This window comes from Bradyrhizobium centrolobii (genome assembly GCF_001641635.1).
Classification (GTDB): Bacteria; Pseudomonadota; Alphaproteobacteria; order Rhizobiales; family Xanthobacteraceae; genus Bradyrhizobium; species Bradyrhizobium centrolobii.
Window position 1 is genome coordinate 26,812 of sequence record NZ_LUUB01000056.1, and the last position, 25,496, is coordinate 52,307.

Annotated in this window: 17 protein-coding genes and 4 pseudogenes; 11 read left to right on the plus strand and 10 right to left on the minus strand. The window is 62.2% G+C overall.

What is annotated here, in order from left to right; all coding sequences use genetic code 11:
- Window positions 1-116 precede the first annotated feature (116 nt).
- From AYJ54_RS17960 to AYJ54_RS17990, 7 genes and pseudogenes are all read left to right on the plus strand, one after another.
- The gene (locus tag AYJ54_RS17960) at window positions 117-1,130 is read left to right on the plus strand and encodes a zinc-dependent alcohol dehydrogenase family protein (RefSeq protein ID WP_063700712.1); all 1,014 of its coding nucleotides are present in this window, start codon (window positions 117-119) and stop codon (window positions 1,128-1,130) included.
- 262 nt (window positions 1,131-1,392) lie between these two features.
- A complete protein-coding gene (locus tag AYJ54_RS17965) occupies window positions 1,393-1,716 on the plus strand; it encodes a Dabb family protein (protein ID WP_063700768.1) in 324 nt (107 codons plus the stop codon).
- A gap of 182 nt (window positions 1,717-1,898) precedes the next feature.
- Window positions 1,899-2,183: pseudogene (locus tag AYJ54_RS17970) on the plus strand (dioxygenase); the annotation flags it as partial.
- A gap of 980 nt (window positions 2,184-3,163) precedes the next feature.
- On the plus strand, window positions 3,164-4,273 hold the full coding sequence (locus AYJ54_RS17975) for an ABC transporter ATP-binding protein (RefSeq protein WP_063700716.1): 1,110 nt from the start codon (window positions 3,164-3,166) through the stop codon (window positions 4,271-4,273).
- 80 nt (window positions 4,274-4,353) lie between these two features.
- Window positions 4,354-5,403: an ABC transporter substrate-binding protein gene (locus AYJ54_RS17980; RefSeq protein ID WP_063700718.1), complete on the plus strand. Its 1,050-nt coding sequence runs from the start codon at window positions 4,354-4,356 to the stop codon at window positions 5,401-5,403.
- Between the two features lie 23 nt (window positions 5,404-5,426).
- Window positions 5,427-6,689: an ABC transporter permease gene (locus tag AYJ54_RS17985; protein ID WP_063700720.1), complete on the plus strand. Its 1,263-nt coding sequence runs from the start codon at window positions 5,427-5,429 to the stop codon at window positions 6,687-6,689.
- Window positions 6,686-7,513 (plus strand): ABC transporter permease, encoded by an 828-nt coding sequence (locus AYJ54_RS17990; RefSeq protein ID WP_063700722.1) that lies wholly within the window; start codon window positions 6,686-6,688, stop codon window positions 7,511-7,513. Before AYJ54_RS17985 ends, AYJ54_RS17990 begins: the two co-directional genes overlap by 4 nt.
- A gap of 498 nt (window positions 7,514-8,011) precedes the next feature.
- Here AYJ54_RS17990 and AYJ54_RS17995 read toward each other — a convergent pair whose 3' ends face one another.
- Complete coding sequence (locus AYJ54_RS17995) at window positions 8,012-9,028, minus strand: MBL fold metallo-hydrolase (protein WP_082905698.1); 1,017 nt, start codon at window positions 9,026-9,028, stop codon at window positions 8,012-8,014.
- A 429-nt stretch (window positions 9,029-9,457) separates the two neighbouring features.
- Here AYJ54_RS17995 and AYJ54_RS52415 point away from each other — a divergent pair, with 429 nt between their 5' ends.
- Window positions 9,458-9,787 carry a hypothetical protein gene (locus AYJ54_RS52415; RefSeq protein ID WP_245329060.1) on the plus strand — a complete coding sequence of 110 codons (330 nt, stop codon included), beginning with the start codon at window positions 9,458-9,460 and terminating at the stop codon, window positions 9,785-9,787.
- Here the strand turns inward: AYJ54_RS52415 and AYJ54_RS52420 are convergent.
- The 8 genes and pseudogenes from AYJ54_RS52420 to AYJ54_RS51310 all read right to left on the minus strand — a co-directional run bounded on the left by AYJ54_RS52420 (window position 9,725) and on the right by AYJ54_RS51310 (window position 20,100).
- The gene (locus tag AYJ54_RS52420; protein ID WP_245329056.1) at window positions 9,725-9,976 is read right to left on the minus strand and encodes a GDP-mannose 4,6-dehydratase; all 252 of its coding nucleotides are present in this window, start codon (window positions 9,974-9,976) and stop codon (window positions 9,725-9,727) included. The two genes, AYJ54_RS52415 and AYJ54_RS52420, sit on opposite strands and share 63 nt — an antisense overlap.
- A complete protein-coding gene (locus AYJ54_RS54000; protein ID WP_430641433.1) occupies window positions 9,906-10,088 on the minus strand; it encodes an NAD-dependent epimerase/dehydratase family protein in 183 nt (60 codons plus the stop codon). Before AYJ54_RS54000 ends, AYJ54_RS52420 begins: the two co-directional genes overlap by 71 nt.
- 284 nt (window positions 10,089-10,372) lie before the next feature.
- Window positions 10,373-11,800 (minus strand): HlyD family type I secretion periplasmic adaptor subunit, encoded by a 1,428-nt coding sequence (locus tag AYJ54_RS18005; protein WP_063700729.1) that lies wholly within the window; start codon window positions 11,798-11,800, stop codon window positions 10,373-10,375.
- On the minus strand, window positions 11,787-14,534 hold the full coding sequence (locus tag AYJ54_RS18010; protein WP_082905699.1) for a type I secretion system permease/ATPase: 2,748 nt from the start codon (window positions 14,532-14,534) through the stop codon (window positions 11,787-11,789). The genes AYJ54_RS18005 and AYJ54_RS18010 overlap by 14 nt, the downstream gene beginning before the upstream one ends.
- A gap of 710 nt (window positions 14,535-15,244) precedes the next feature.
- On the minus strand, window positions 15,245-18,154 hold the full coding sequence (locus AYJ54_RS18015; protein WP_063700731.1) for a beta strand repeat-containing protein: 2,910 nt from the start codon (window positions 18,152-18,154) through the stop codon (window positions 15,245-15,247).
- Between the two features lie 414 nt (window positions 18,155-18,568).
- A complete protein-coding gene (locus AYJ54_RS49420; protein WP_210184080.1) occupies window positions 18,569-18,853 on the minus strand; it encodes a hypothetical protein in 285 nt (94 codons plus the stop codon).
- A 324-nt stretch (window positions 18,854-19,177) separates the two neighbouring features.
- Window positions 19,178-19,444, minus strand: a pseudogene (locus AYJ54_RS18025) (putative transposase); the annotation flags it as partial.
- A gap of 359 nt (window positions 19,445-19,803) precedes the next feature.
- Window positions 19,804-20,100 (minus strand): hypothetical protein, encoded by a 297-nt coding sequence (locus tag AYJ54_RS51310; RefSeq protein ID WP_136623769.1) that lies wholly within the window; start codon window positions 20,098-20,100, stop codon window positions 19,804-19,806.
- 18 nt (window positions 20,101-20,118) lie between these two features.
- Between AYJ54_RS51310 and AYJ54_RS18035 the strand changes: the two are divergent.
- Window positions 20,119-21,064 (plus strand): annotated as a pseudogene (locus AYJ54_RS18035) (ISAzo13 family transposase); the annotation flags it as partial.
- Between the two features lie 2 nt (window positions 21,065-21,066).
- Here AYJ54_RS18035 and AYJ54_RS52430 read toward each other — a convergent pair.
- Window positions 21,067-21,449: pseudogene (locus tag AYJ54_RS52430) on the minus strand (integrase core domain-containing protein); the annotation flags it as partial.
- A 550-nt stretch (window positions 21,450-21,999) separates the two neighbouring features.
- On the opposite strand from AYJ54_RS52430, the gene AYJ54_RS18050 reads away from it, so the two are divergent.
- Together AYJ54_RS18050 and AYJ54_RS18055 are read left to right on the plus strand one after the other, a co-directional pair.
- Window positions 22,000-22,836 carry an O-methyltransferase gene (locus tag AYJ54_RS18050; RefSeq protein WP_082905703.1) on the plus strand — a complete coding sequence of 279 codons (837 nt, stop codon included), beginning with the start codon at window positions 22,000-22,002 and terminating at the stop codon, window positions 22,834-22,836.
- Between the two features lie 443 nt (window positions 22,837-23,279).
- Window positions 23,280-25,475: a WD40/YVTN/BNR-like repeat-containing protein gene (locus tag AYJ54_RS18055; RefSeq protein WP_136623773.1), complete on the plus strand. Its 2,196-nt coding sequence runs from the start codon at window positions 23,280-23,282 to the stop codon at window positions 25,473-25,475.
- The last annotated feature ends 21 nt before the right edge of the window (window positions 25,476-25,496 follow it).

A 25,496-nucleotide genomic window follows, 5' to 3' on the forward strand; every position in this document is an offset into this window, starting at 1 on the left:
ACACCCTTGAGGTCTGACATGGGTGGCCCAGGCTGAGGTGCTGCATATCGCCGAACGAGCAGCTTGAAACTTGGGCCACTTTCGGAGAGACGGGGCGAGGAAAAGGAGCCGCGGAGATGAAGTGCTTCGAATTGCAGGGTCCGAGCGGCGTCGAAGGTCTCAAGCTGGTCGACAGACCCATCCCGAAGCCCGGCCCCGGCCAGGTGCTGGTACGCATCAAGGCCGCGACACTGAACTATCGCGACCTACTCACGATTAAGGGCGGGTACGGCTCGCGGCAGAAGTTCCCATTGATACCCGTATCGGATGGCGCGGGCGTCGTCGAGACGACCGGTCCGGACGTCCGGGAGTTGGCGCCAGGCGATCGTGTCGTCGGCAGTTTCTTCGAAACCTGGATCGGCGGCGAACCGAGCGCGGCGAAACTTCACGGAGCGCTGGGCGCCGCCGTTGACGGCGTTCTTGCCGAGTACCGCGTTTTCCCATCACAGGCACTGGTCCGAACTCCGGATCATCTCACTGACGTGGAAGCGGCCGCCCTACCCTGCGCGGCGCTGACCGCCTGGAGCGCTGTGCTGAAATTGGGCGGTGTAAGGGCAGGTCAGACCGTCCTGACACAAGGCAGCGGTGGCGTATCGATCTTCGCGCTTCAGTTCGCGAAGATGTGCGGGGCGCGCGTCATTGCCACCTCATCAAGCGATGCCAAGCTCGAACGCCTGAAATGCTTGGGTGCCGACGCCACGATCAACTACAGGACTGCGCCCGACTGGGGAAAAAAGGCGCGTGAACTCACTGGACAAGGCGTAGACCTGGTCGTCGAGGTCGGCGGCGTCGGCTCACTGAACGAGTCGATCCGGGCGACGCGTGTCGGCGGGACTATCGCTTTCATCGGCGTGCTCGCTGGACCTCCGCCGGCTGAACTGCGCTTGCCATTGATGGTGATGCAGCAGCAACGGCTGCAGGGCGTAACCGTCGGTTCGGTCGAGGACCTGCAGGCGATGTGCGACGCGATCGCTCTCAACGGGATGAAGCCGGTGATCGACAAGACGTTCCCATTCAGCCACGTTGCGGAAGCGTTCCAGCACATGGCAAGCGGCGCACAATTCGGAAAGGTGGCCATTGCAGTCGGATGATGGCTGGGCGATCGCCTTGGCGGTCCTGGCATCCTCGAAGAAGTAACATCTTCCCACGGCTCGCCGCTGCATTCGACATCGCCCGCGTGTCCGCGGCCCTGGAGAGACTACCAAGCTCAGCCGTCTTGACGAAACCTCGACGACAGGCGCTCCATTTTTGTGAAAATGGAAAGACAGACTTGCCAAGTCTGGCCTTTATCTCCGATCGGAGCAGAGCAGAATGGCCGCAACGACACAGGCCGCAGGCGAGGAAATCAGAGAAATGTCAGATCCGATCAGGCACATCGTGATGTGGCGGCTGCGCGGGGAAACCCCCGACGAACGCGCCCCGGCCCGGTCCAAGGTGAAAACCTTGTTCGAGGGGCTCAAGGGACGGATCGACGGCCTCACCCATGTCGAAGTCGGCGTCGACGTCAGTGATGTCGACTATGCCTGCGACGTCGTTCTGTTCTCGGAATTCCGCGATAGTGCCGCGCTGAAGGCCTACGCGACCCATCCGGAACATTTACGCGTACGCGAGGAATTGGGCGACTTGCGGATCGGGCGCTTTCAGGTCGACTATCCGATCAAAGTGTCCGGCGCGTGATCGGTTCGTTCACCTTTGAAAATTTACCTTGCCGCGTCGTGTTTGGCTGCGGGAATCCGCGCCAGCCAGAGCGCAACGCTGTTCCGCTGACTGATCGCGCGCGCCTGGGCCGGAAAGCCCTGTTGCGGCGATGGCGCCGCTGTTCTACCTCACCAATCCTCCTTTTGATGTTCGGAGCGCTCGTGCGCAACTTCAACGAAGATACGATTACGAATGCGGTGATCGAGCGGATCAAAGGCGCCGCCGATCCGCGTATCAAGCAGGTCAGCGAGGCCCTGGTCCGGCATCTCCACGCCTTCGTGCGCGAAGTACACCCAACGCAGAAGGAATGGGAATACGGCATCGACTTCCTGACCCGCACCGGCCATATGTGCGATGACAAGCGACAGGAGTTCATCCCGCTGTCGGATACTCTTAGCGTCTCCATGCTCGTCGATACCATCAACCATCCGGTGCCGGAAGGCGCGGCCGCCAAACTTGGATGGATCATCGAACGCAGGAGGTTCGTCGTGGTCGGCCCGCAAACCACCGGAGCGGAGTCGTCGCGATAGACCCGCACACCGACTGGCGTGACAGAGCTTGGGCAATACTGCCTAGCTGGGACGAACGACGACATGTCGCGATTTAGCATGATGCGCTCTTGCCGCGACGTTGCCAGAACCACAGAGAGCGATCAAAAGGCAAAATGCCAGGCCAGAACGCATTGCATTTTCTCCATCAGCTGGCCTCGTTCTTACGTGGTGCGCGGGCCGCACCGTCGTGACCGGTAACGGTCTCTGGATTGCTAGAATCTGGTTGATCGCGGGGCTAACCCGAATTCACGTCAGTAGTGCCGCGCAGACGACGTCGCACTGAGCTTACTGGCGAGATAAGATCCAAGGCGTAAGCACTGTTTTTGTCGGATGTACATTGACGGCACCGCCAGGCGACGAGCCCTCCTTCGACAGGATTCCATAAAGCGCCCATTGCGCGAACGTCCGGGGACGGGGCCCTCCCCTATCGACAAAGGGTTGACGCATGGACGGCCGCTTCGCGCCAAGAGCTGCCCCCGCGAGGCGTGGCGCGCGTTTGGAGTGACCCCGAGTACGGCGCGCGTCCGTTCCGCGACAGCACCGCCGCCATCGGAAATCGCTGCTCAACGGACTGACAGGGCACGTCCTCGCCGCTGGCATTCTCGTCTGGGGGTGCTAAGCTGTTCTTCGCTACCCTAAGAGGTGCCGACGGCGCTCCATTCGTTGCATCGACCCCGCCTCCCGGAGAAAATCGCTGCGCATGGCGAGCGACAAAGAAGTTTTGATGACCGAGTCCAACGCTCACAGTTGCCGGTGGCCTTCGCCGGTTGATCTCGTCCCGGACTTGGTGCGCAGGCGACGTCGCAAAGTCGACGCCACAGTCCCGGTTGATGATAGACGAGACTTGGTGTTCATCAGCGGGACGGGATGAAGACATGGAAGGCGACATGATTACGCCCGCGCCGGCTTTTGTGCGCTTTTCCGGTATTCAGAAGACCTACGACGGCGAATATCTCGTGGTGAAGAACCTCGACCTCGACATCAGGAAAGGGGAGTTCATCACCCTCCTTGGGCCGTCAGGCTCGGGCAAGACGACCACGCTGATGATGCTGGCGGGCTTCGAGGTCCCGACGCATGGCGAGATCTACCTCGCTGATCGGCCTATCAAGAACGTTCCGCCGCACAAGCGCGACATAGGAATGGTGTTCCAGAACTATGCCCTATTTCCGCACCTGACGATCGAGGAGAATGTCGCCTTCCCGCTGTCCGTTCGCAAGGTCAACAAGGCGGAAACGCAGGAGCGCGTACGGGCAGCGCTACGCATGATCAAGATGGAAGGTCTGGCGGAACGGCGGCCGGGGCAACTGTCCGGCGGCCAGCAGCAGCGCGTGGCGCTGGCCCGCGCGCTGGTTTTCAAACCGCAGCTCGTGCTGATGGACGAGCCGCTCGGCGCTCTCGACAAGCGCCTGCGGGAGCAGATGCAACTGGAGATCAAGCAACTGCACGAGACGATGGGCATCACCGTTGTCTACGTCACGCACGACCAAAGCGAGGCGCTCACCATGTCGGACCGCATCGCGGTGTTCAACGACGGCATCGTGCAGCAGATCGACAGGCCCGATGCATTGTACGAGCGACCCGTGAACAGCTTCGTCGCCCATTTCATCGGCGAGAACAACGTGCTGGCCGGCACCGTCGAGACGATCGAGCAGGGATATTGCCGCGTCGCACTGGCCTCCGGCGGCTCCGTCATGGCCCGGGCCGTCAACGTGGCAGGCAGTGGCGCCGCCACCTCGCTGTCGGTGCGGCCGGAGCGGATCTCCATCATGATGGACGGGGCGGCTAGCGAGGGACCGAACCGCCTGCCGGCCACGGTGCAGAGCACCATCTATCTCGGCGACCACACGCTAGCCGTGCTCGAGGTCGGCGGCAGCGAGGAGTTCATGGTCAAGCTTCAGCCGGGCGAACATGACGGCTTGAGGCAAGGCGAAAGCGTGTCCATCACGTTCCGCCCCGAAGACTGCCTGGCCCTCGATCCCGTGTAGTCGAACCACTTCCTCCAAACGATCGGGCCAGGACACATCACTTCCAGGGCGCAACTCACAACAAGAAGGGAACGAAGACGATGCTGAAGCTCAAGATGGCACTGGGATTCGCCGCGACGCTGACTGCCGGCGTTGCTCTGGCAACAGTCGCGCAGGCGCGCGACCTCACCGTCGTGTCGTGGGGCGGGGCGTATCAGGATGCCCAGAAGAAGGTGTACTTCGAGCCGTTCAAGAAGGCGGCCGGCGTCCCCATGAACGACGAGTCCTGGGACGGCGGCATCGGCGTGCTGCGCGCCAAGGTGCAGGGCGGCGCCGCGACCTGGGACGTTGTCCAGGTCGAGAGTGAGGAGCTCGCAGTCGGCTGCGATGAGGCCCTGTTCGAGAAGATCGACTACACCAAGATCGGCGGCGAGGCCGCCTATCTGCCACCGTCGGTCAATCCCTGCGGCATCGGCGCCATCCTGTACGATTTCGTTCTCGGTTACGACAAGGACAAGTTGAAGGACGCGCCGAAGGGCTGGGCGGACTTCTTCGACACCAAGAAATATCCGGGCAAGCGCAGTCTGCGCCAGGGTCCAAAGACCACGCTGGAGATCGCCCTCATCGCCGACGGTGTCCCGCCGGCAGACGTCTACAAGATTCTGGCCACCGACGAGGGCGTCGATCGCGCCTTCAAGAAGCTCGACACCATCAAGGGCGACCTCGTCTGGTGGAAGGCCGGCGCCCAGCCGCCGCAACTGCTCGCCTCCGGCGAAGTGGCGATGACGTCGGTCTACAACGGCCGCATCGACGCTGCGAACAAGAACGAGAAGAAGAACTTCGGCATGGTGTGGGACGGCGCGCTCTACACGCTCGACAGCTGGGTCATCCTGAAGGGCAGCCCGAACAAGGACGCCGCCTACAAGTTCCTCGACTTCGCCGGCAAGGCCGAGAACCAGGCCAAGCTGTCGGAGAACATCGCTTACGGCACCTCGAACAAAGACGCCGCGGCGCTGATCCAGCCCGCCGTGTTGAAGGACCTGCCGACGGCGCCGGACAACATGAAGAACGCGGTGGAGATCAACGTTGCGTTCTGGCTCGAGAACATCGACCGTTTGACCGAGCGCTTCAACAAGTGGACGGCCAAATAACGCCCCGCAAGGCTTAAAAAGTGATGACGGAAGCGTTCCTGACCAGCGCCGATGCGCCGACCGACGTGCCGCTCAAGCGCCGCCTCAAGCGGGCGGAGCGAGCGCGCCAGGTCAAGGCGTTGTCGCTTGTCCTGCCGCTTCTAGCCTTCCTGCTCTTTACCTTCCTGGGTCCCATCGCCGGCATGCTCTGGCATGCCGTCGACGACTGGGAGGTGCGTCAGGTCTTGCCGCACACCGTGGCTGCGCTGGCCGGCTGGGACGGAAAGGACCTGCCGGACGAAAAGGCCTATGCGGCGCTGGCGGACGATATCCAGGCGGCGCGCGCCGCCGGGACGCTCGCCATCGCGGCCAAGCGGCTCAACTACGCGGTCAATGGCTTCCGCACTATCCTCACCAGCACGGCGCGCAATCTGAAGGCTCCGCCAGAGCCCGGCACAGCCAAAGAAACGCTCAGCAAGATCAATCCAGCCTGGCGCGACCGCGCGACCTGGGCAGCGATCAAAGGCGCCAGCGGCCCGGTGACAAGCTTCTATTTGCTGGCGGCGCTCGACCTGACGCGAAACGTGGGCGGCGCGATCGTCGCCGCGCCGCCTGATCAGGCCATCTACCGTGACGTCTTCGTTCGCACCTTCACCATAGGCCTCAGTGTCACGGTGCTGTGCCTGATCCTGGGCTTCCCGGTCGCCTACCTCCTGGCGGGGCTGCCGCCCGGCCGATCGAATCTTCTGATGATCTTCGTGCTGCTGCCGTTCTGGACCTCGCTTCTGGTGCGCACCTGCGCGTGGATTGTGCTGTTGCAGAGCAGTGGCGTGGTGAACGACTCTTTGCGCTTTCTCGGTATCATCGATGCGCCGATGCGCCTGATCTACAACCGTTTCGGTGTCTATGTGGCGATGACCCACGTTCTCTTGCCCTTCATGATCCTGCCGCTCTACAGCAGCATGAAGGCGATCTCGCCGGCCTATATGCGGGCGGCCGCCTCGCTCGGCGCGCCGCCGCTCACCGCCTTCCTGCGGATCTACCTGCCTCAGACCCTGCCCGGCATCGCCGCGGGAAGCCTGCTCGTCTTCATCCTGGCGCTCGGCTACTACATCACGCCGGCCCTCGTCGGCGGCGGCGCCGATCAGATGATGAGCTACTTCATCGCCCTCTACACCACCGAAACGGCCAACTGGGGCCTCGCATCGGCCCTGGGTGCGCTGCTGCTGGTCGCAACGCTGCTGCTCGGCGTCGTCTATGGAAAGCTGGTGCAGGGACAGCAGATCACGGGAGGAATGAAGAATTGAGCGGCGATGCTCCCCTCCGCACGGACAGCCAGCGCATCGCGTGGAGTGCGACGATCATCCTCTCCACGCTGGTCTTCATCTTCCTGATGGCGCCGATCCTCGCGATCATGCCGCTGTCCTTCAGCTCCGGGTCCTATTTGACCTATCCGCTGCCCGGCTTCTCGCTGCGCTGGTACGACGAGTTCATCCATTCGGCACGCTGGATGGCGTCGGTGAAGAACAGCATGATCATCGGTGTCGCCTCGACGGTGCTGTCGGTCGTGCTCGGCACGCTGGCCGCGCTGGGGCTGGCGCAATGGAAGAGCCGGTTCAAGCCGCTGGTGCTGGCGATCGTGCTGTCGCCGGTCGTGGTGCCCGGCGTCATCACTGCGGTCGGCCTTTACTTCTTCTTCGCGCCGATCGGGCTGACCGGCAGCTACTCCGGCCTGATCCTGGCCCACACCGCGCTGGCGACCCCCTTTGTGGTGATCACTGTCGGCGCGACGCTGCAAAGCTTCGACATGAACCTGGCGCGCGCCGCCGCCTCGCTCGGCGCCTCGCCGCTCGACGCCTTCCGCCGCGTGATCCTGCCGCTGATCCTGCCTGGCCTGGCGTCGGGCGCGCTGTTCGCCTTTGCGACCAGCTTCGATGAGGTGGTGATCGTGCTATTCATGGCCGGGCCGGAACAACGCACTTTGCCCCGCGAGATGTTCAGCGGCATCCGCGAGAACATCAGCCCGACTATCACGGCGGCGGCGGTGATCCTGACGACGGTATCAGTTGTCCTGCTAGCCACGATGGAAGGTTTGCGCCGACGCAACGAGCGGCTGAAGGGCAACGCGTGACCGCCGCCGTTATCCTCCTCCGCCGCCTCATAGTCTACCCAAATGGACCGCGCGTCCGGGGGCGCTACAGCACCAAGGAGGGGGCTCGGGTCGTAAATGTCTACCAGAAGGCGGGTAAGTATTGTTTGCCCTACGAGAGCCGCCAGACGCTCACCGCACACACACACGGGAGGATGAGTCACTCAAAGTAAATGTAAGCGCCGGAAGCCGCATGCCCGGAGCGCGTTCTCGAAATCGCTCGTCAGGATCTCAACAAACGTTTCTCCGGAAGAAGCGGTCGCCGAAGCCAGAGACGACGTGCTGAGCTCAAGCGGAGACACCTGTCCCGAGTGCCCGCCCGCTGGCCTGAACACCTGACCTTGACCAGCACAACCCATGCGGCTCGCACGAACAGCGCGCGGAGGTGGCGATTGCCGCGCCTTGCCAGCTTCTCGTGCCGGCAGGGCCGGAGCACGGCCGGACCATCCCATTAGGCGACATACGTCATTCTTGGCCGCCTCACACAACCATGAGATCTTTGCCGACGATGATCTCGCCCTTGAAGTATTTCGCCACCGGGGCGCGCCAGGTTTCATCGTCGATGCTGTCGATGGCCGGTGTGAGGTGCGACAGCACGAGGGTTTTGACTCCAGCTTCTTGGGCGATGCGGCCGACATCTTCGGAGGGTGTGTGGTCCGCCTTCATATGCGCCATGAATGCATCGAATTTCACCGGCCGACCCTCGGCGACCTGTGCTCTGATGTATGCCTCGACGGCCGGCACGTACATCGTTTCGTGAACCAGTACGTCGGCGCCCTCCGCCATTTTCGCCACGGCTTCGAGCGGCGCAGTGTCGCCGGAAAATGCAATCGAACGATCCTTGAAGTCAAAGCGATACGCAAGCGCTGGTTTCACCGGCGGATGCTCGACAAGAACCGCCGACACCTTAACGTTATCGTCCTCCGTCACCGGACCGGCAGCGGAGAACTCCTGCACGTTGACTGACGTCAGCGGCATCATGTGGAAATCCTCAGCCCAAAAATCAACGGTCTGCTTGTAGGCGCGCATGAAGTCCTCGGTCATTTGCTTGAGCGGGGGCGGGCCGAAGGCGCGCACCTCCACAGGCAGACCTTGTATCCAACCGACGATCAGTAGCGGGCCGTATTCAATGTTGTGATCGGCGTGGTGGTGCGTGATGAAGATTGATTTCAGCGCGTGAAATGGAATCCCGGTGCGGGCATATTGATTCGTAACTCCCATCCCGCAATCAAGCACATACGCTGCGCCGTTGCTCAGCATCACATGCGAAGTCATTTCGCGCGAGCGGCCCGGCACTGGGCCAGCAGCAGTGCCCAACAGCACCAGCTTAGTGCCCTTTGCATCCTTCAAAGCGGCTTGCGCTTGTTGCGGGGTCCACCGCGGCCGTTCGATTTGTGCGGTGCTTGACTCGACGGTGGCGGCGAGCGCCGGCATAGCCAAGAAACCAGTCAGCATGTTGCGGCGTGAAAGGCCGAATGGCGTGGATGTATCTGCCATGGTTTCTCTCCCGGTTCCGACGTTTGTGGTCGGATGTCGCTTTATCCGGAAAAATGGCACGATATCGAGTATTCGATGACCGCACAATGCCGTGACGCTAGCTGTTGGGCCCGAGCCACTAGTTGGCAAGTTAGTGCTTACGTCGGCGAAGGAAAGACAGACCAGGCACTTTCGAGCAAGCCTGTCAAACTGAGGAGCCCAAGAAGAATCTCAGCCTATGTCCGCTACTGGCCCAGGCTGTGTGACACGGCCTGGGCCCCGAACCGACCATAGCTCCAACCGTTGTCACGTCGGCTGTCGGCGGTAAACTGGACGCCGGGCCGCACTTGCCTCGACCGCCGTTTGTGACCCATAGCCGGCGGTAAGGTAATTGAACGTAGCTCATAAAAGGGCCAGCCGTCGCCTCAAGGAATCATTCGAAAAGCTCGGTTGAGTGACGCGCACGCAATCGCTGCTGTGCATGTGTCGGTGTCACGCGTGACTTACGCCAATCTACTTCGTGCTGAGACTCTCGATCAATTTTCGGTCGAGCGCCGGGCAAAGCAGTGGCATGTGACGATCAAGGAGCGAGATCGTACCGACATCGCGGTATTTGTGGCCGAGGATGCAGCAGACAATCGCGACGCAGAGAGGCGCTTTGCCGCCCCGTGGCCGCTCGCCGCACGCGGAGCAAGGCGGCCCGACGATGCGGACGAACTAAAGACAAGCTTCTTGACCTTTTGTTTTCGTCATGACCGACACGAGCCGCATCGTTCCTAGGACGTTGTTCTCGTAATACGTCATGGGCTGAACGTTGGATTCGCCTGCGGCCTTCGGCCCTGCAAGGTGAACAACCGCGGTCACTCCGCAACAACGAATTATGTCGTAGATCGCCGCTTCATCCCGGATGTCGGCGTGCCGAAAGACGAGCGACCGCCCGCAGATGGATTGTACCCGTTCGAGGGACACTTCGTTGCTGTCGGAGAGATTGTCGACTGGCGACGACATCGAACCCGGCGCCCAGTAACGCGATGCACACATGGGACCCGATGTAGCCGGCCCCGCCTGTCAACATGATCATCAGCGGCACCTTCCCTGTTGGCTCAACCCGCCCAGGCGTCGGCGCGCTCCAGAGAGGTCAGTCGTCCCTGTGCGTGCCTGTCGCCAGAGCCAGCACAAGTCCCGAAGGTTTATCCCCTCTGGTGTCTCCCATGGTCCGCCAACCGACCTCGTAGTGCGCGGAGCTGGCGCTTTTCCCCCGCCCGAGCCGGACGGCTTTATCGTTCGGCGCGGCGTTACATTGTCGCGTTTGAACCGCGCCCACGAGGCCGGCTACGACGCGTTGCCGCCCTAAAGACGCCGGCTCTACCGCTCCCGCAGGGCTTCCTGCTTGTATCGCGCCAGCGGTGAGAGCAGGTAGCTGATAATCCTGCGGGTGCCGGTCTTGATCTCGACCGTGACCGCCATGCCGGGGCCGAGCTTCACGAGCTTCTCGTCCACCTGCATGTCCGTCCGGTCGAGCGAAATGCGCGCGGCATACTCGAGCTCCTGACCTTTCGGCTCACTCGTGCTCGTGGCTGCGCCCACCGCCCGGTCATTCGACCCGCCCTGCGGCCTATCGCGGGTGATGGCGTCCGACGACACGCTGAGCACGTCGCCATGAAGGAGCCCGTAGCGCGTGAAGTTGAAGGTGTCGACCTTGATCTCCGCCTTCTGTCCGGGATGGACGAAGCCGATGTCGCGGTTTGAGAGCATGGCCTCGATCTCGAGCTGGCTCTCGCTCGGCACCACCACGGCCAGCGCCTGGGCGGGCGTCACCACGCCTCCCACCGTATGAACGGCGAGCTGCTGCACGACGCCATCGACGGGTGCGGCCAACTGCTGGAGTTTCGTGCGACGGTCCGCCTTGACAACCTCCTGTTGAGCGCTCGCAGCCTTCTGCTCGGCTTTCGCGAGCGCGTCGTAGGTCGCGCGCCGATACTCCGCGGCGGTCTTGTCCTTGGTTTCCTTCAGCAGGGCGATGGCCGCATCGGCTTCGCGCAGCCGGCTTTGCTGCAGGACGAGATCCTGCTGCATGCCGACCAGCTCCTGGTATTCGGAGAGGTAGACGACCTTCGACGCCAGTGCCTTGTCGACGAGACCCTTGCGGATGTCGACCCGCTCCTGCAGCACCGGGATCGTCGCCTGCAGCTTCGCGACACTCGCCGAGGTGGTCGCTCGCTCCGCCTCCTTCTGGCCTTGCTGGCGCTCGATCTCGGAGAGCTTGGCGTTTTGCTCGGCACGCTGGCTGATCAGGAACTGACGATGCATCTCGACCTCCGCGGCGCTCGCCCCTGGCGGCGGCCGGAAGGCGGCAAGCGGATCATCCGCGAGCGCCGCGCGCAGCCGCGCGACGTCGAGGCTGGCCGCAAGCAGATCGCTCTTCTGGCGCTCCTGGTCGGCCTCCGTCATCGTCGGGTCGAGCTCGATCAGGACATCGCCGGCCTTGACGCTCTGTCCGTCGCGCACATGGATGGCGCGGACAACGCCCGTCTCGAAAGGCTGGATCAGCTTGGTGCGCCCGCCCGGCACGATCTTGCCCGTCGCGGTGGCGACGATATCGACGCTGCCGAACGACGCCCACGCCAGCGCGACGCAGAACGCCGCGATGATGCTCGCGCCGATCGCGCGCCCGATCGGCGACGGCGGCGTTTCGGTGATCTCGAGCGCCGCCGGCAGGAATGCAATTTCGTGCTCGCGGCGGCGAAGTTCGCGTCTCGGAAACGGGACGATATTTCGGCTAGCGGACGTCATGGATACCCGCCTGCAGATAGTGGAGGTTCGCGTAGCGGCCGTTCGTGCGGATCAGCTCGTCATGGCTGCCGTCCTCGACGATGCGGCCATGCTCGAGGGTGATGATCCGGTTCGCATTGCGCACAGTCGACAGTCGATGCGCGATGACGAACACGGTCCGTCCGGCGGAAATTCGCTTCATGTTCTGCTGGATGGCGCGCTCGCTTTCGTAATCCAGGGCGCTGGTCGCCTCGTCGAGGATCAGGATGCGCGGGTCGGTAATGAGTGCGCGGGCGATCGCGACACGCTGGCGCTGCCCGCCGGAAAGACTGCTGCCGCGTTCGCCGACGATGGTGTCATAGCCCTCGGGCAGCTCCAGGATGAAGTCGTGTGCGCCGGCGAGCGATGCCGCCTCTATGACGCGCTCCATGGGCATGGACGGATCGGCCAGCGCGATGTTCTCGCGAATAGAGCGGTTGAACAGCACGTTCTCCTGCAGCACGACGCCGATCTGGCGTCGAAGCCACGCCAGATCGACCATCGCGAGATCGACGCCGTCGACCAGCACGCGGCCGCTCTCCGGCACATAGAGCCGCTGGATCAGCTTGGTGATGGTGCTCTTGCCCGAGCCGGAGGAGCCCACGATGCCGATGACCTGACCGGGCTGGACGCTGAACGACACGTCGTGCAGCACCTGGGGGCCGTCGAGGCGGTAGCGGAACGACGCATGCTCGAACGTGACCTGTCCGCGAATTGGCGGCAGAGCGGCGCGGCCGGGATTGAAGCTCGGCTCGGGGAGGGTGTTGAGAATGTCGCCAAGGCGATCGATCGATAGGCGGGTCTGATGGAAATCCTGCCAGAGTTGCGCCAGTCGCAGCACCGGCGTGCTCACGCGCGCGGCCAGCATGTTGAACGCGACGAGCTCGCCGACGGTCAGGTCACCGCCGATCACGAGCCTGGCGCCGAAGTAGAGGGTTGCCGCGACGACCAGCTTGTTGATCATCTGGACCGCCTGGCTCGCCGTATTGTTCAGGCTAAGCACTCGGAAGCTCGCAGCCACATAGCCGGCAAGCTGCTCCTCCCAGCGGTGCTGCATCTGCGGCTCGACCGCCATGGCCTTCAGCGTCTCGACGCCGGTGACGCTCTCGACCAGGAAAGCCTGATTCTCGGAACCCCGATTGAACTTCTCATCGAGGCGCCGGCGAAACAGCGGCGCAGCCAGAGTTGAAATGCCGATGTAGAACGGAAACGACGCCATGACGATCAGCGACAACGTCGTCGAGTACCAGAACATTACTGCAAGGAAGACGACAGTGAACAACAGGTCGATCACGAGCGTGAGCGCCGAGCTTGTCAGGAACTGGCGGATATTCTCGAGCTCGCGGACGCGTGCGACCGAATCGCCGACGCGACGTGACTGGAAATAGGCGATCGGCAACGCCATCAGGTGACGAAACAGCCGGGCGCCCAGCTCGACGTCGATGCGGTTGGTCGTGTGCGCGAACAGATAGACGCGAAGCAGCTCGAGGACGGTCTCGAAGACGGTCAGGACGACAAGGCCTATCACCAGAACGTCCAGCGTGCTCATGCTTCGATGCACGAGCACCTTGTCGATCACCACCTGGAAGAACAGCGGTGAGATGAGGGCAAATATCTGGAGGAAGAACGACGCGACCAGCACTTCGCCGAGAAGACGGCGATACTTGTGAACCGCGCCGACAAACCAGCCGATATCGAAGCGCCGCGAGAGATCCGTCAGCGCCGCACGCCGCGTCATTAGGATGATGTCGCCGTCCCAGATGGCCTCGAGTTCAGCCTGCGTCATTGTTTCGGGGCGGGGAGACAGCGGATGCTGGACGAGGAGCGTGTCGTCGATGACCTTGCCGAGGATCAGGAAGCCGCCGTCGCGCAGCAGGGCGATGCCCGGCAGCGGAGTCACCGCAAGCCGGTTCCAGCTTGTCCTTTGCGCCCGCGCCTTGAGCCCGAAATCCTTGGCACAGCGCAAAATTTCGGCAACACCGACGCGCGCCGTGCCGATCCGGTGCCGGATCTGGCCCGGGTCGGCTGCAATGCCATGGCAACGCAGCAAGATGGCCACGGCGATGAGCCCGGCCTCATCGTGGCTCCCGGATTGCGCGGACGCTGCCTCGACCGGCATATCGCGACGATCGGCGAAACTCGCAGCCATCAAGGCGTCGCGGGCGCGCATCAGCGCATCGCCGGCACGCCTCGCCAGCTCACGCGCGTGGACAGCCGTGACAAACGTATGAAGCACGCGGGCGCGCATCAGCGCGTCCCCGGTACGTCCCGCCAGCTCACGCGCGTGGACAGCCAAGCCGGCAAACGTGTGAAGCACCCGATTGGCGACATTCTGCGATCCAGTCAGGATCAGACGGCCATCCCAGATCTCTTCGAATTCCGCGCGCGTCATCACCTTCGGAGACGACGAGGTCGGATGCAGCACCAGCGCGCCGAGGTCGTCGACCTTTCCGAGCAGCAGAAATCCGCCGTCACGCAGCGATGCGATTCCGGGCAGCCCGATGCGCGCGAGTCGCTTCCAATGCGTGGTCCGCGAACGGACCTCGACTCCAAACTCGCGCGCGCAGCGAAGCAGCGCGGGGATACCGATCACACTGCTCCCGCAGCGATCGAGGAGTTGGTCGAGCCCAGCGTTCACGCCATGAAGGCGCAGGAACAGAGCCAGGGCACGAAGCCCTAGATCTGCGGCGTGGGCATTTCCGTTCTGCATCGCCATTTTTGCTCAACCCTTCGCGGCTACCCGGCCGCGTTTGATGTTCCTTCTCATGCATTTCCAAAACTGGTGGTACCGCAGCCGGGTGCCTGGCTGCGGAAGCGGATCAGTGCTCAGGCCTAGTCAGGAACGGGTCCTGACACCAGATGGCGCCATTCGACACCGCCACCACGATCTGAACGGATCGACCCGGCCGGTGTTACCGGCAAACGTACTTGCGGACACTCCACGACCTTCTTGGCAGGCCAAGTTGAAGACGAGGAATTCCACTGCCGCGCATCGCGAAGGCGCGCGACATACCGCATGCTCGCAGCCTAGGACCACGAGCAGATTTCAAAGCACTGCAGCCTCGAACCGCGAGGGGATTTCAAAGCAGTCGGATTTTGGAAGCTCGCCCCCAACTGCTGGGCCGGTTGGTTAATAAGCAAAAATGGCGAAAAAACTTTCAAAATGTGATTCATACGCACGTATGTAGGACCAACATATTTTGCGCCGACACGTGCCCGATTCGTCGGAAGACACACGCTCGATTTTTCTGTCAGATTGCGTCGGTGTCTGCGTTGCGGAAAGTTCGCGACCGACGGAGCCAGCCGGGACGAACGCGCGTAAGTGACAATCGAACCCTTCGCAGCTATGGCCACGTTCGATGTTGCTTCTCCTGTAAGACTGATGGTGCCGCACCCAGGCGCCAAGCGCCTGGGTGCGGCAGTGGATCAATGTTGAGGTCTGGTCAGGAACGACGAGCCCTGTGCCCAGGTGTTGCCATTCGACACGGCTGCCACGATCTGACCGGGGTCGACCCGACCGGTGTTACCCGCCATATACTGGTTCAGCAGTGCAAAGCTCTGGCTTGCCAGGGACGATGCAGTCGAGCCGCTCGCATGCGAGGTATCCGCCGCTGTGATCGGCGACGCAGAGGTCGCTACGCCTCTGTTGGCGACCAGGTCCCTGATCTCGCTAAGCAGAGCAGACCCCTCGCCTGCCAGCCCCGTGCTCGTACCGGTCGCGGGCGTAGTCGTCCCATCGCTGGCGATCGAGTCGCGATGCCGGCCCCACGATTCAAAGCCCTGGCCATCCCGCGGCGTGGTCGTTCCACCGCCGGAGATCAAGTCGCGATGCTGGCCCCACCATCCTGTGTTCGTCCCGGTCGAAGGCGAAGGATCCGTCACAGGGGTGGTCTGCGGCGACGTTGGGGTCGTGACGGTCGTAGGCTGAGAGGTCGTCACGGTCGAGGTCTGCTGCGACGTTGTGGTCGCAGCCGTCGCAGGCCGGGGATCCTTCACGGTGATGGTCTGCGGCGCAGATGTCGTAACGTCGCCGGTGACCGGGTCCTTCGCCGTTGCCGTCAGCGTGAGTGTCGAGACCGGATCAGAGTTGCCCTTGTAGTTCGATTGCAGCGTCAATCCACTGTCGACCTGCGCGGCCGTCAAGGTGACGCTCTTCCCCTTGAAGGTTTGACCATCGAGCTTGTCGGTGATCGTCTCGTATCCCGGCAAACCCGTGATGTTCACGGTCACGACATCGTTGGGGTCGGTCGTCGTCACCTTCACCCCCAGGTCGACCGTGCCGCCCTGCCCGTTCACCGAGAGCGTGGGATCCGCGATGGTGAGGACGGGAGCGATCGATGGCGGCGTTGGAGTCGTTGGGGTAGTCGGGGTCGTTGGCGTGGTCGATGCCGTCGAGATCTGGAGACCGGAGAATGTCTTCACCGCGCCCGAGAGATCCGCTGCGAGACCGCCGGCATCCTTGATGCTCGATCCGCTCGGGAGATTGACCCCGGTGATGGCGAGCGCCGAAACACTGGTGTCGGTCGAGGCGACCGTGGTGCGGAAGTTGAGCGCGTTCGTGCCCGAGCCGCTGACATAGGTAGCGACATCGCCATCATTGAGCGACAGCGTCGGCGTGCCTGACACCGTCACAGCCTCGTTGAAGCCGAGCGTCAGCGTGACCGTGTCTCCGACATGCTCGGTGCCGGTCCCCGGCGAGGCCGTGGCCTGCGTCACCGCCGGCGAGGTCGGATTCGTGGGCGCCGATGGCGATGACGTCGGATCGATCTGGAGACCGGTGAACGTCTTCACTGCGCCCGAGAGGTTCGCCGCAACACCCGATGAATCCTTGATGCTCGCGCCGCTCGGAAGATTGACTCCGGTGATGGCGAGCGCCGAGGTATTGGTGTCGGTCGACGCGACAGTCGTTTTGAAGGTGAGCGCACTCGTCCCGGAGCCGCCAACATAGGTGGCGGTAGCGCCATCATTGAGCGACAGCGTCGGCGTACCTGACACCGTCACAGCCTCGTTGAAGCCGAGTGTCAGCGTGACTGTGTCGCCGACATGCTCGGTGCCGGTCCCCGGAGAGGTCGTGGCCTGCGTCACCGCTGGCAGGACCGGATCGATTTGGAGACCGGTGAACGTCTTCACCGCGCCCGAGAGGTTCGCCGCAAGGCCGCCCGCATCCTTGATGCTGGCGCCGGTCGGAAGATTGACCCCGGTGATGGCGAGCGCCGAAGTATTGGCGTCGGTCGCCGCGACGGTCGTTTTGAAGGTGAGTGTGCTCGTCCCCGAACCACCAGCATAGGTGGCGGTATTGCCGTCGTTGAGCGACAGCGTCGGCGTGCCCGTCACCGTCACGGCCTCGTTGAAGCCGAGCGCCAAGGTGATGGTATCGCCGGCATGCTCGATTCCCGTCGCCGGAGAGGCCGTAGCCTGCGTCACCGCCGGAGTCGTGGCTGGCGGAGACGTCGTCGGAGAGCCCCCGCTCACCGCCTTGAGCATTGGAAGAAGAGTATTCAAGTCCGTATTGAGGGCGCTCATCGTCGCCGCATCATAGGCGTTCGCCTGGGCGCGAAGGTAGGTCCCGGCGTTTCCATTCTCGGTGACGTAGGCGCCGTATTGCTGGAGGGCGCGGAACACCTCCTGGCCGAGCGGCGAAAGACCGGAGGGCATCGGCGTTCCGGGCGAAATAGCCAGAAGCTGGCCTTCCTGCACGGTGCCGCTGGAATTTCTGCCGTCGTCGGCAATGGCGGGGGCGACATAGCCTGGCTTCAAGAGCGAGGTGTCGAGGGCGAGCTCCAGGGCATGATCGATCGTGCCCGTGTCCGTCTGCGCCTGGACCAGGAGCCCACCGAGCTCGCTATTGCCGGCGGCACCGACGCCTGCGCCAAGCGAGGATTGCCAATTATTTGCCGCAGTGGGTGTCTGGAAGGAGCCCCAACCGGTGCCCGTGACCACGTTCGCCTCGCCATACGACTGGGCTGTCGCGGTCGTGTCGCTCGTGCGGTTGAATCGCCAGAAATTGTAGGCGGTGTCGCCGTCGATGACGATGATCGGGTTGTCGGGGACTGAATCCCAGGGGGACGTTCCGCCGGGCTGGCCGGTTGCCCCGGCCGGAACATGGACGCTGACGGTCCCGCCGGGCCATCCCCAGCTGGCGGGAACAGACACCTGCACGACCGGGTCCGACGACGAGGCGACGTAGACTGGAAACCCGGTTTGGGCCCAGGTCACGCCGTAGTTGTATCCGGTCGAGGTGGGCCAGTTGATCGGCGTATATGTTGCTCCGGTGTTGACCTGCTGGTTCCAAAGCGAGGTCGACGAAAACGGAGCAGATGACAAGTTGAACGACATGCGTACCCTTCGTTCTGTTTACAGAGTCTTTGACGTTGACAAGGGAATTCCACTGCCGCGCATCACGAAGGCGCGCGACATACCACGCGCTCGCAGCCTGGAGCCGAGAGCGGATTCCAAAGCTTCGCAGTCTCGGACTGCGAGCCGATTTCAAAGCAGTGGGATTTTGGAAGGTTGGCCCCCGACTGCTGGGTCGGTTGGTTAGTGAGCGAAAATGGCGAAAAAATTCTCAAAATATGATTTATACACAAGTATATAGCGCCGCTCGCACGGCCAGCATCACCATGAGGCCAGCGACGGGTGCCTCAGCAGTCGGCCGGCGGATCAGCTTCCGCGCAGTCAATCGCGACACACTGCCCGCCCTCAATGCGGATGGGGCGAACTCAGGATCGGATATCCGCGACGGCATCGAGGTCATCCACGTGCCGGCAAACCGCGCCGCCTGACCACCTCGTCACCCAGGATCCCGCGCAACTGCTTCTGTGGTGCTTTCCCGGCCATGAAAAGCAAGAACGACAGATTGGATTGATGGAACACCACACCGTTGGTGAAAAAGAGCACCAGGAAACATGCGACGCACGGCATCCTGTATTCAGGGTCCAAGCGCGACAGGATCACATACCATGCATAGTTGACGATCATTGTGCCGGCGAGGCCGTAACAAACCATCAAATTGGGAAGGCCGTTATGAGCAGCCACCGGGGATGCTTGGACGGCATAACCCGGCCTCGAGCGAGGACCCCTGGGGGCGGTGGGGTATCCCACCTCGTGGCGGTGCATTATCGAGTCCACGGCCCGGCACAGTACGGGATAACCGATGTTGGCCACGAGGTGCACGAAGGGCGAAGACAAACCGGGCATCAATCAGCGCATGCCGGGAGCAGGCTTAATTTGATCGACGTGTTGGCAAGGTCGCGCCTGACAAGCCAGCCTTCCAGCCGCACTGGGGAAAACCCGCCGTACGGCTGAAAGGGGGGCAATGGAAACAGCGGCATCATTCGAAGTCCGCAACGCGCCATCGTCCTACCCGACGCCGAACGCGGCAGGGTCTTTCTCCTTGAGATGCTCGGGGCGCTTGATGCGTAGCAGCGCCATGAGCAGTAGCGTGAGCAACGTCGTGCGCAGGCCGTAGAAAGCCGGGCCGATCTCACCGAACAGTTTGCGGCTGATCCGAAACAGCCCGCTCTCGACCAGACACGGGAGAGCCAACAGCACACCGACACCGGGAACCGAGGACCCCTCGCGGAACAGCGGCGCAGCACCATCGAGCAGCCCAAGATGAGCGAGCTGCCGATCAAACGTCCGATCTCAGCTGCGCTGTCGAGGCTCACCGGCACCGGTTCATCGTCGTTTGCAGCCCAGGCGCGGTGATCGGTTCGCGGTCCTCCGCCGATTCACTGGCGTGATCTCCATCTTCGCCGCTCGGTGTCGCAGGTGGCACGGCGTTTGTCGCCGGCTTCTCCAGGGCGGGCGTGATCGCGGCCAACGCAAGCTGTGCACTCTTCGCTTGGATGGTCCCACCAGCTCGCGGATAGCGTTCTCACTGACACCGAGCCGGTGCGCGATCGCGCGACTGGCATTTTAATATCTCGATGCTGCGCAGACGTTTCCCGGAGATACGTCGTCGGCCATGACGCCACCCTTCCTCTTTACCAAGCGCAGCCATCCCGCCGCGCGCATAGCGCTCTTGGTAGCGCCGAACAGTGCGCACCGACCGCTCGAACGCCCCGCGCCACGTCTGTTTGCTGGGCAAAGCCCGACTCCACCAAAAACACCATCGCATAAGCCTCGGCGATCGCGTCTTCGGCGCGATGGTGGTGCACTGGAAGTCCAGCGACGACGATCACCCGCTGATCCCCTTCGATCCGAACGCTGCAGCGCGCATTGATGACCACAGTATTGGACGGCGCCGGCGAGGGCAGCGCCAAGGCTTGTTGGGTGCTCATGGGCGGAGCTAGAGCTGGCGTAGTGCGCTTTGCGAGGATGATCCGGAGCTGATCCCGGCGCTCAAGCGCCTGATCGAGCCCGCGACGCTGGGCGATCCCATGCGGCCCTTGATCTGGGTTTCGAAGAGTATGGAGAAACTCGCCGCAACGCTGACCGAAATAGGGCACCCGATCAGCGCCGATACGGTGCGCAAGGAGCTGGTGAAGCTCGGTTTCTCGCGCCAGTCCAACCGCAAGGCGGATGAAGGCGCAAAACATCCCGACCGAGACGCCCAGTTCGAATATATCAATGCCAAAGTCGTTGCGGCGCAGGCCCAACAGCAACCCGTCATCTCCGTCGATACGAAGAAGAAAGGAGCTGATCGGCAACTTTAGGAATGGCGGAACCGACTATCGTCCGAAAGGCGATCCCTTGCGCGTCAACGTCCACGATTTCGAGGACAAGAAGCTCGGCAAGGTCGTGCCCTATAGGGTGTACGATGTAACCGCCAATGCTGGCTTCGTCACTGTCGGGATCACGAGCGACACCACCGAATTCGCCGTGCAGTCGATCCGTTGCTGGCGCGAACGTATGGGACGCGCGCACTACCCGCATGCGCACGAACTCACGATCACGGCGGATTGCGGCGGCTCCAATGGCGCACGGGTGCCGCTGTGGAAGGTTGAATTGCAAAAGCTTGCCGACGAGACCGGCCTGGTGATCCACGCCCACCACTATCCGCCGGGTACCTCGAAGTGGAACAAGATCGAGCACCGGCTTTTCTGCCACATCATCCAGAATTGGCGCGGCCGGCCGCTGACCAACCGCCTCGCTGTGGTCGAATTGAGCGGAGCGACCAAGACAAAAACCGGTCTCAAGGTTGAAAGTGCGCTGGACACCCGCACCCACCGCAAGGGCATCAAGGTCAGCAAAGCCCAGATGAAATCTCTCGACATCACCGGCGATCAATTCCATCCTGAATAGAATTACACGATCAGACCGTGGCCGTCGTAATAGTAGCACTTATTCTTCGGAGTCTCCTTAGTGTAATCAACAGGCATAATATTGTTGAGCCCGCTGTGCGGTCGGACGTCGTCTTTCCAGAGCGACAGGACGTCGCGGGCGTGCGCGAGAGAGCCGAACAGCGTTCCGTTCAACAGCTCATCGCGCAGGCGGCCGTTGAAACGTTGAAACTTTCGATGAAGGCATTCTGCTGCGGTTTGCCGCGCGCAATGTAATGCCACTCGACCTGCCGTTGCTGCGACCAGCGCAGTATCGTCATGCTGGTGAACTCGGTGCCATTGTCGGACACGATCATCGCCGAACAACCGCGAGTGGCGATCACGGCGTCGAGTTCGCGCACAACCCGCAGGTCGGGCGTCAGCGATGTTCTCTCGGTCAGCAGGATCGGCCAGGGCCGCTCGATGCGGAGGGCGATCGCAGCCAGCGTGAAGCAAATTAGGCCAGTGGCGCTAGCCGATTTTGCCAGGGCGGCCTTCCAAGATGGCGCGGCGGCCTGCGGCGGCGGGGCCGTTTTGCTGAGCACTCGCGGAGACAGATTAGGGGACACCAAAGAGGTAAGCCCGTTGCTCAATTGCGGGCTCCTTGGATAGGTCGTCTAATTGTATAGCGAGGCAGTGCAACTGTGTTTTGCGTAAGGTCTCGCCAGCGCTGTTCTCGCGGCGGCCCCGGGAGAGTCCTAATCAGGGTGCGCGAGACCAGAAGTGCATCACCTCGGAACACAAGGCATTCAAGCGGGTTTGGTGCGCATTGCCCAAGTGAGGCGCGGCGGATCGATGAAATACCTCACTGGATCGGACGAGGACCTTGGGCATGACCTGGCAGTGCCGGCTGAGCAATTTGAAAGCCCTCTGGTATCCACCGCCCCAATCTCCTTCTAAACCTGTCAAGGCGACTTAATGACCATTGCTGCATTTGTCAGAAGATTGATCCCGTCCGCGCTTAAGCAGCCGGTGAGGAATTACATTGACGGTCGCGCGTGGCGTCAGCAACCGCAGTTGCCATTTGCGGCATTGAACCTGAGGCCTTGCTCTCTGGTCGACGTCACTGCCGTTATGAATGATGCTGCCATCGGCGCGGCCTTCACGGAAGACAATGCCAAAATCGCCAGCGTCTATGGAGCCGGAGAGGTTTTCGGCGGGGTCAATCCCGGGGATCGCCGAGCGCTCTTCCACTTGATCGCATATTTTAAGCCGAAAAGGGTTCTCGAGATTGGAACACATGTCGGAGCGTCGACGGTCCATATAGCCAGCGCGCTGTGCCGGTTCGTCGACGACGGCAAGCTGACGACGGTAGATATTGACGAGGTCAATGGACCGCAAGGAGCATGGAAGGTTCTCGGGCTATCAGCGCCTCCCGCCTCATTCATTTCCCGTCTCGGACTTGAGGGGATCACAACCTTCGTCACAAAGCCTGCGGCGGAAATGCTTCAGGGGCCAGAGCGATATGACCTGATATTTCTTGACGGCGATCACTCCGCGCCCGCGGTTTACCGCGAGATCTCGGCAGCGCTGAAAATACTGGAGCCGCAAGGCCTCATCGTTCTTCACGATTTTTATCCCGGCGGCAAACCGCTGACACCGGATGGCGGTGCGATCAAAGGGCCGTCGATGGCGGCTGATCGCATCTATAGCGAGACGGACGATATCGTGTTTCTCCCGCTTGGGCTTCTTCCTTGGCAGACAAAGGGCGGCGGCAACGCGACCAGCCTGGCGTTGACAACGAAGCGCAATTAAACCACGGCCGCTACCCGCCGATCATTTGGAGGTGTCTTCCGTGCCTAGCCTATGCCGTCGGCGGCGAGAGAGCCGCGCTACTACGGTTCTTCCCCGCCCGTCGGGCGACAGTTATGCAAGGGACAGGATCATTCTCAGCGGATATACGGTCGCCGTGAGGGCTCTATTTGCCGGACGGTTCGTCTATATGCGGCAGCTGTGTAGCCCATAATCGACCCCTCGCCTCTTTCCGCGGCAGCTACGCCTCCTCGACATACCTGCGCGCATCCACGACATGAGCGCTTCGTTGCGGGCGAGATCCCCGGGCCTGCCAGCGTTGTCAAAAGCGAGCCAGTTGTAGTATTTGAAGTTCACTGGCAGTCGGAGGATCTGTGGAGGAACAACGACCGCGTGCAACAGCCGTACGAGCGGCGAAGATTCGCACTAGGCGGTACGGTCTGTTCATGGCGCGGGGTGCTGGTGAGCGGGCCGGAAGATACGTACCCCTGGCAAAGAGTGCCTGGACCGCATGGTTCATTCATCGGGCGTGTCTAGGAACGCTGCTGGCCGCTTTGAGCTTCGCCGCCGGGCATGCAGGCGTTGTCAAGAGCGAGCCATACATCTGGACAAACGTGAAGTGGGGCGGCGGTGGGTACGTTACCGGGATCGTCGCACATCCATCCGCCCCCAACCTGCTCTACATCCGCACCGATGTCGGTGGATGCTACCGGTGGGATGCTGCCAACCAGCGGTGGATTCCGTTGCTCGACTGGCTCCCACTCTCGCACGAGAATCTGTTCGGCGGAGAGAGCATCGCTATCGATCCATCGAACCCCAACAACGTCTACTTCGCTGCCGGGATGTTCAGTTGGTGGCGCGGCGGACCGTGGGATGTGCTTAAGTCTACGGATCAAGGCAAGACATGGGAGCGCACTAATCTGAACGTCGTAATGAACGGCAACGATTTCCCCGGCGCGCTCAACGGGGAGCGCCTGATTGTAGATCCGAACGACGGCAACGTCCTTTACTTTGGTTCACGCAACGACGGTTTGTGGAAGAGCACCAACGCCGCAGCAAGTTGGCAGCGGGTCGAGAGTCTTCCCAAAGGCACGGCGGGAGTCGGGATCACCTTCGTGGCCATCGATCGCACGACAGGCAGGGCGGGATCGCCTTCTTCAACAATCTATGCCGCTGTACGTGGCCACGGAGTCTACCGAAGCGCGGACGCAGGGCTCTCGTGGGCCGTCATGGCCGGCAGCCCAGTTGACCCTCACCGTGAAGCCATCGCCTCTGATGGAACCCTCTACGTGACCCACGACGACGGCGTCGCGAAATTTTCGGGGGGCGCCTGGACCAACATCTCGCCGCCTCAGCACAGGCGCAACTTTTCGGCCATCAGTGTTGACCCCACCGATCCCAATGTCGTGGTGACGATGGAGAACCGCTACGGCTGGTACCGCTCCACGAATGGCGGCGCCAGTTGGACCTTTTGGAACGTGAGCGCCACTTCTTCGGTTCCGTGGCTGCCCAACAGCGAGTTTGCCGACGGGCCATCGGCGATGGTAATTGATCCCGCCGATCCGAAACGGGTCTGGTTCACGGACACCGGTGGGGTGTGGCGCACTGACGACATCACCGCGAAGCGCCAGATCTGGCAGAGCTACGTAGATGGGCTGGAAGAGATGGTCGTCTTCGACGTCAAGTCCCCGCCCCGGGGCGCTCCACTGCTCTCGGCTGTGGCTGACCATATAGGATTCCGAAACGCCTCTCTCACCACGCCACCGCCCAACGAGATGAGATATACGCCCTTCGGCAACTCCACCGGAATCGATTTCGAGGAGGCGGATCCAAACTTCGTCGTGCGCGTGGGGCATCCTGGAGACACCTCGCCGGCCGGTGGCTACTCCATCGACAATGCGCAGACCTTCACGGCCTTTTCATCCAACCCAGACAGAAACCTCGACGGCCGGGTGGCGGTTTCGGCCACGTCACGGCGGATCGTGTGGCTGCCGAAAGGAAGCATTCCCTACTACTCAACCGACCTGGGCGCCTCGTGGACGCAGTCGATTGGAGCGCCATCGGGCGCCGTCGAAGGAGCGGACTACTGGAGCAAGAACAAGCCGCTGGCCGCGGACCGCATAGATGGGAGCAAGTTCTACCTGTACGACTACAACAGCGGGCATTTCTACCGCTCGATCGATGGTGGGGCGACATTCGAGAGCATCTCGACTATTCCGTCGTTGGGCTGGCGACAGCAGGTCGTAGAGGCCGCCCCAGGAATGAACGGGGAGGTTTGGATGAGCAACGGTGCGTCGGGCCTTTATCGTTCGTCGAACGCAGGTGAGACCTTCGCCAAGGTTGCCAACGTCGACACCGCCTTCATGTTCAGTTTCGGAGCGCCCCCGACCGGGTCGAAAGTCCCAACCGTCTTCCTCTACGGCACAGTAGAAAACACGAAGGGGATATTTCGGTCCGATGACATGGGCACCAGCTGGATTCTCATCAACGACGCCCAGCACCAGATGAGCGATCTCGTGAACGGAGCGGGGGCCATGGCGGGCGACCGGCAGGTCTGGGGCCGCGTGTACATCGGGACCGACGGACGGGGCGTCTTCTACGGTGTACCGTCTGATGCAGTCCCAAGCCCGCGGACGCAGTGATTGAGTCGGCTCATTTAAGGC

Excerpts from the sequence above, each read along its gene's own strand:
- AYJ54_RS17995 (WP_082905698.1), bottom strand. The coding sequence starts at position 9,028 with ATGGCAGATACATCCACGCCATTCGGCCTTTCACGCCGCAACATGCTG.
- AYJ54_RS18055 (WP_136623773.1), top strand. The coding sequence starts at position 23,280 with ATGGCGCGGGGTGCTGGTGAGCGGGCCGGAAGATACGTACCCCTGGCA.
- AYJ54_RS18010 (WP_082905699.1), bottom strand. The coding sequence starts at position 14,534 with ATGGCGATGCAGAACGGAAATGCCCACGCCGCAGATCTAGGGCTTCGT.
- AYJ54_RS17985 (WP_063700720.1), top strand. The coding sequence starts at position 5,427 with ATGACGGAAGCGTTCCTGACCAGCGCCGATGCGCCGACCGACGTGCCG.
- AYJ54_RS18005 (WP_063700729.1), bottom strand. The coding sequence starts at position 11,800 with ATGACGTCCGCTAGCCGAAATATCGTCCCGTTTCCGAGACGCGAACTT.
- AYJ54_RS17960 (WP_063700712.1), top strand. The coding sequence starts at position 117 with ATGAAGTGCTTCGAATTGCAGGGTCCGAGCGGCGTCGAAGGTCTCAAG.
- AYJ54_RS17965 (WP_063700768.1), top strand. The coding sequence starts at position 1,393 with ATGTCAGATCCGATCAGGCACATCGTGATGTGGCGGCTGCGCGGGGAA.
- AYJ54_RS17980 (WP_063700718.1), top strand. The coding sequence starts at position 4,354 with ATGCTGAAGCTCAAGATGGCACTGGGATTCGCCGCGACGCTGACTGCC.
- AYJ54_RS18050 (WP_082905703.1), top strand. The coding sequence starts at position 22,000 with ATGACCATTGCTGCATTTGTCAGAAGATTGATCCCGTCCGCGCTTAAG.
- AYJ54_RS18015 (WP_063700731.1), bottom strand. The coding sequence starts at position 18,154 with ATGTCGTTCAACTTGTCATCTGCTCCGTTTTCGTCGACCTCGCTTTGG.
- AYJ54_RS54000 (WP_430641433.1), bottom strand. The coding sequence starts at position 10,088 with ATGATCATGTTGACAGGCGGGGCCGGCTACATCGGGTCCCATGTGTGC.
- AYJ54_RS17975 (WP_063700716.1), top strand. The coding sequence starts at position 3,164 with ATGGAAGGCGACATGATTACGCCCGCGCCGGCTTTTGTGCGCTTTTCC.
- AYJ54_RS51310 (WP_136623769.1), bottom strand. The coding sequence starts at position 20,100 with ATGAGCACCCAACAAGCCTTGGCGCTGCCCTCGCCGGCGCCGTCCAAT.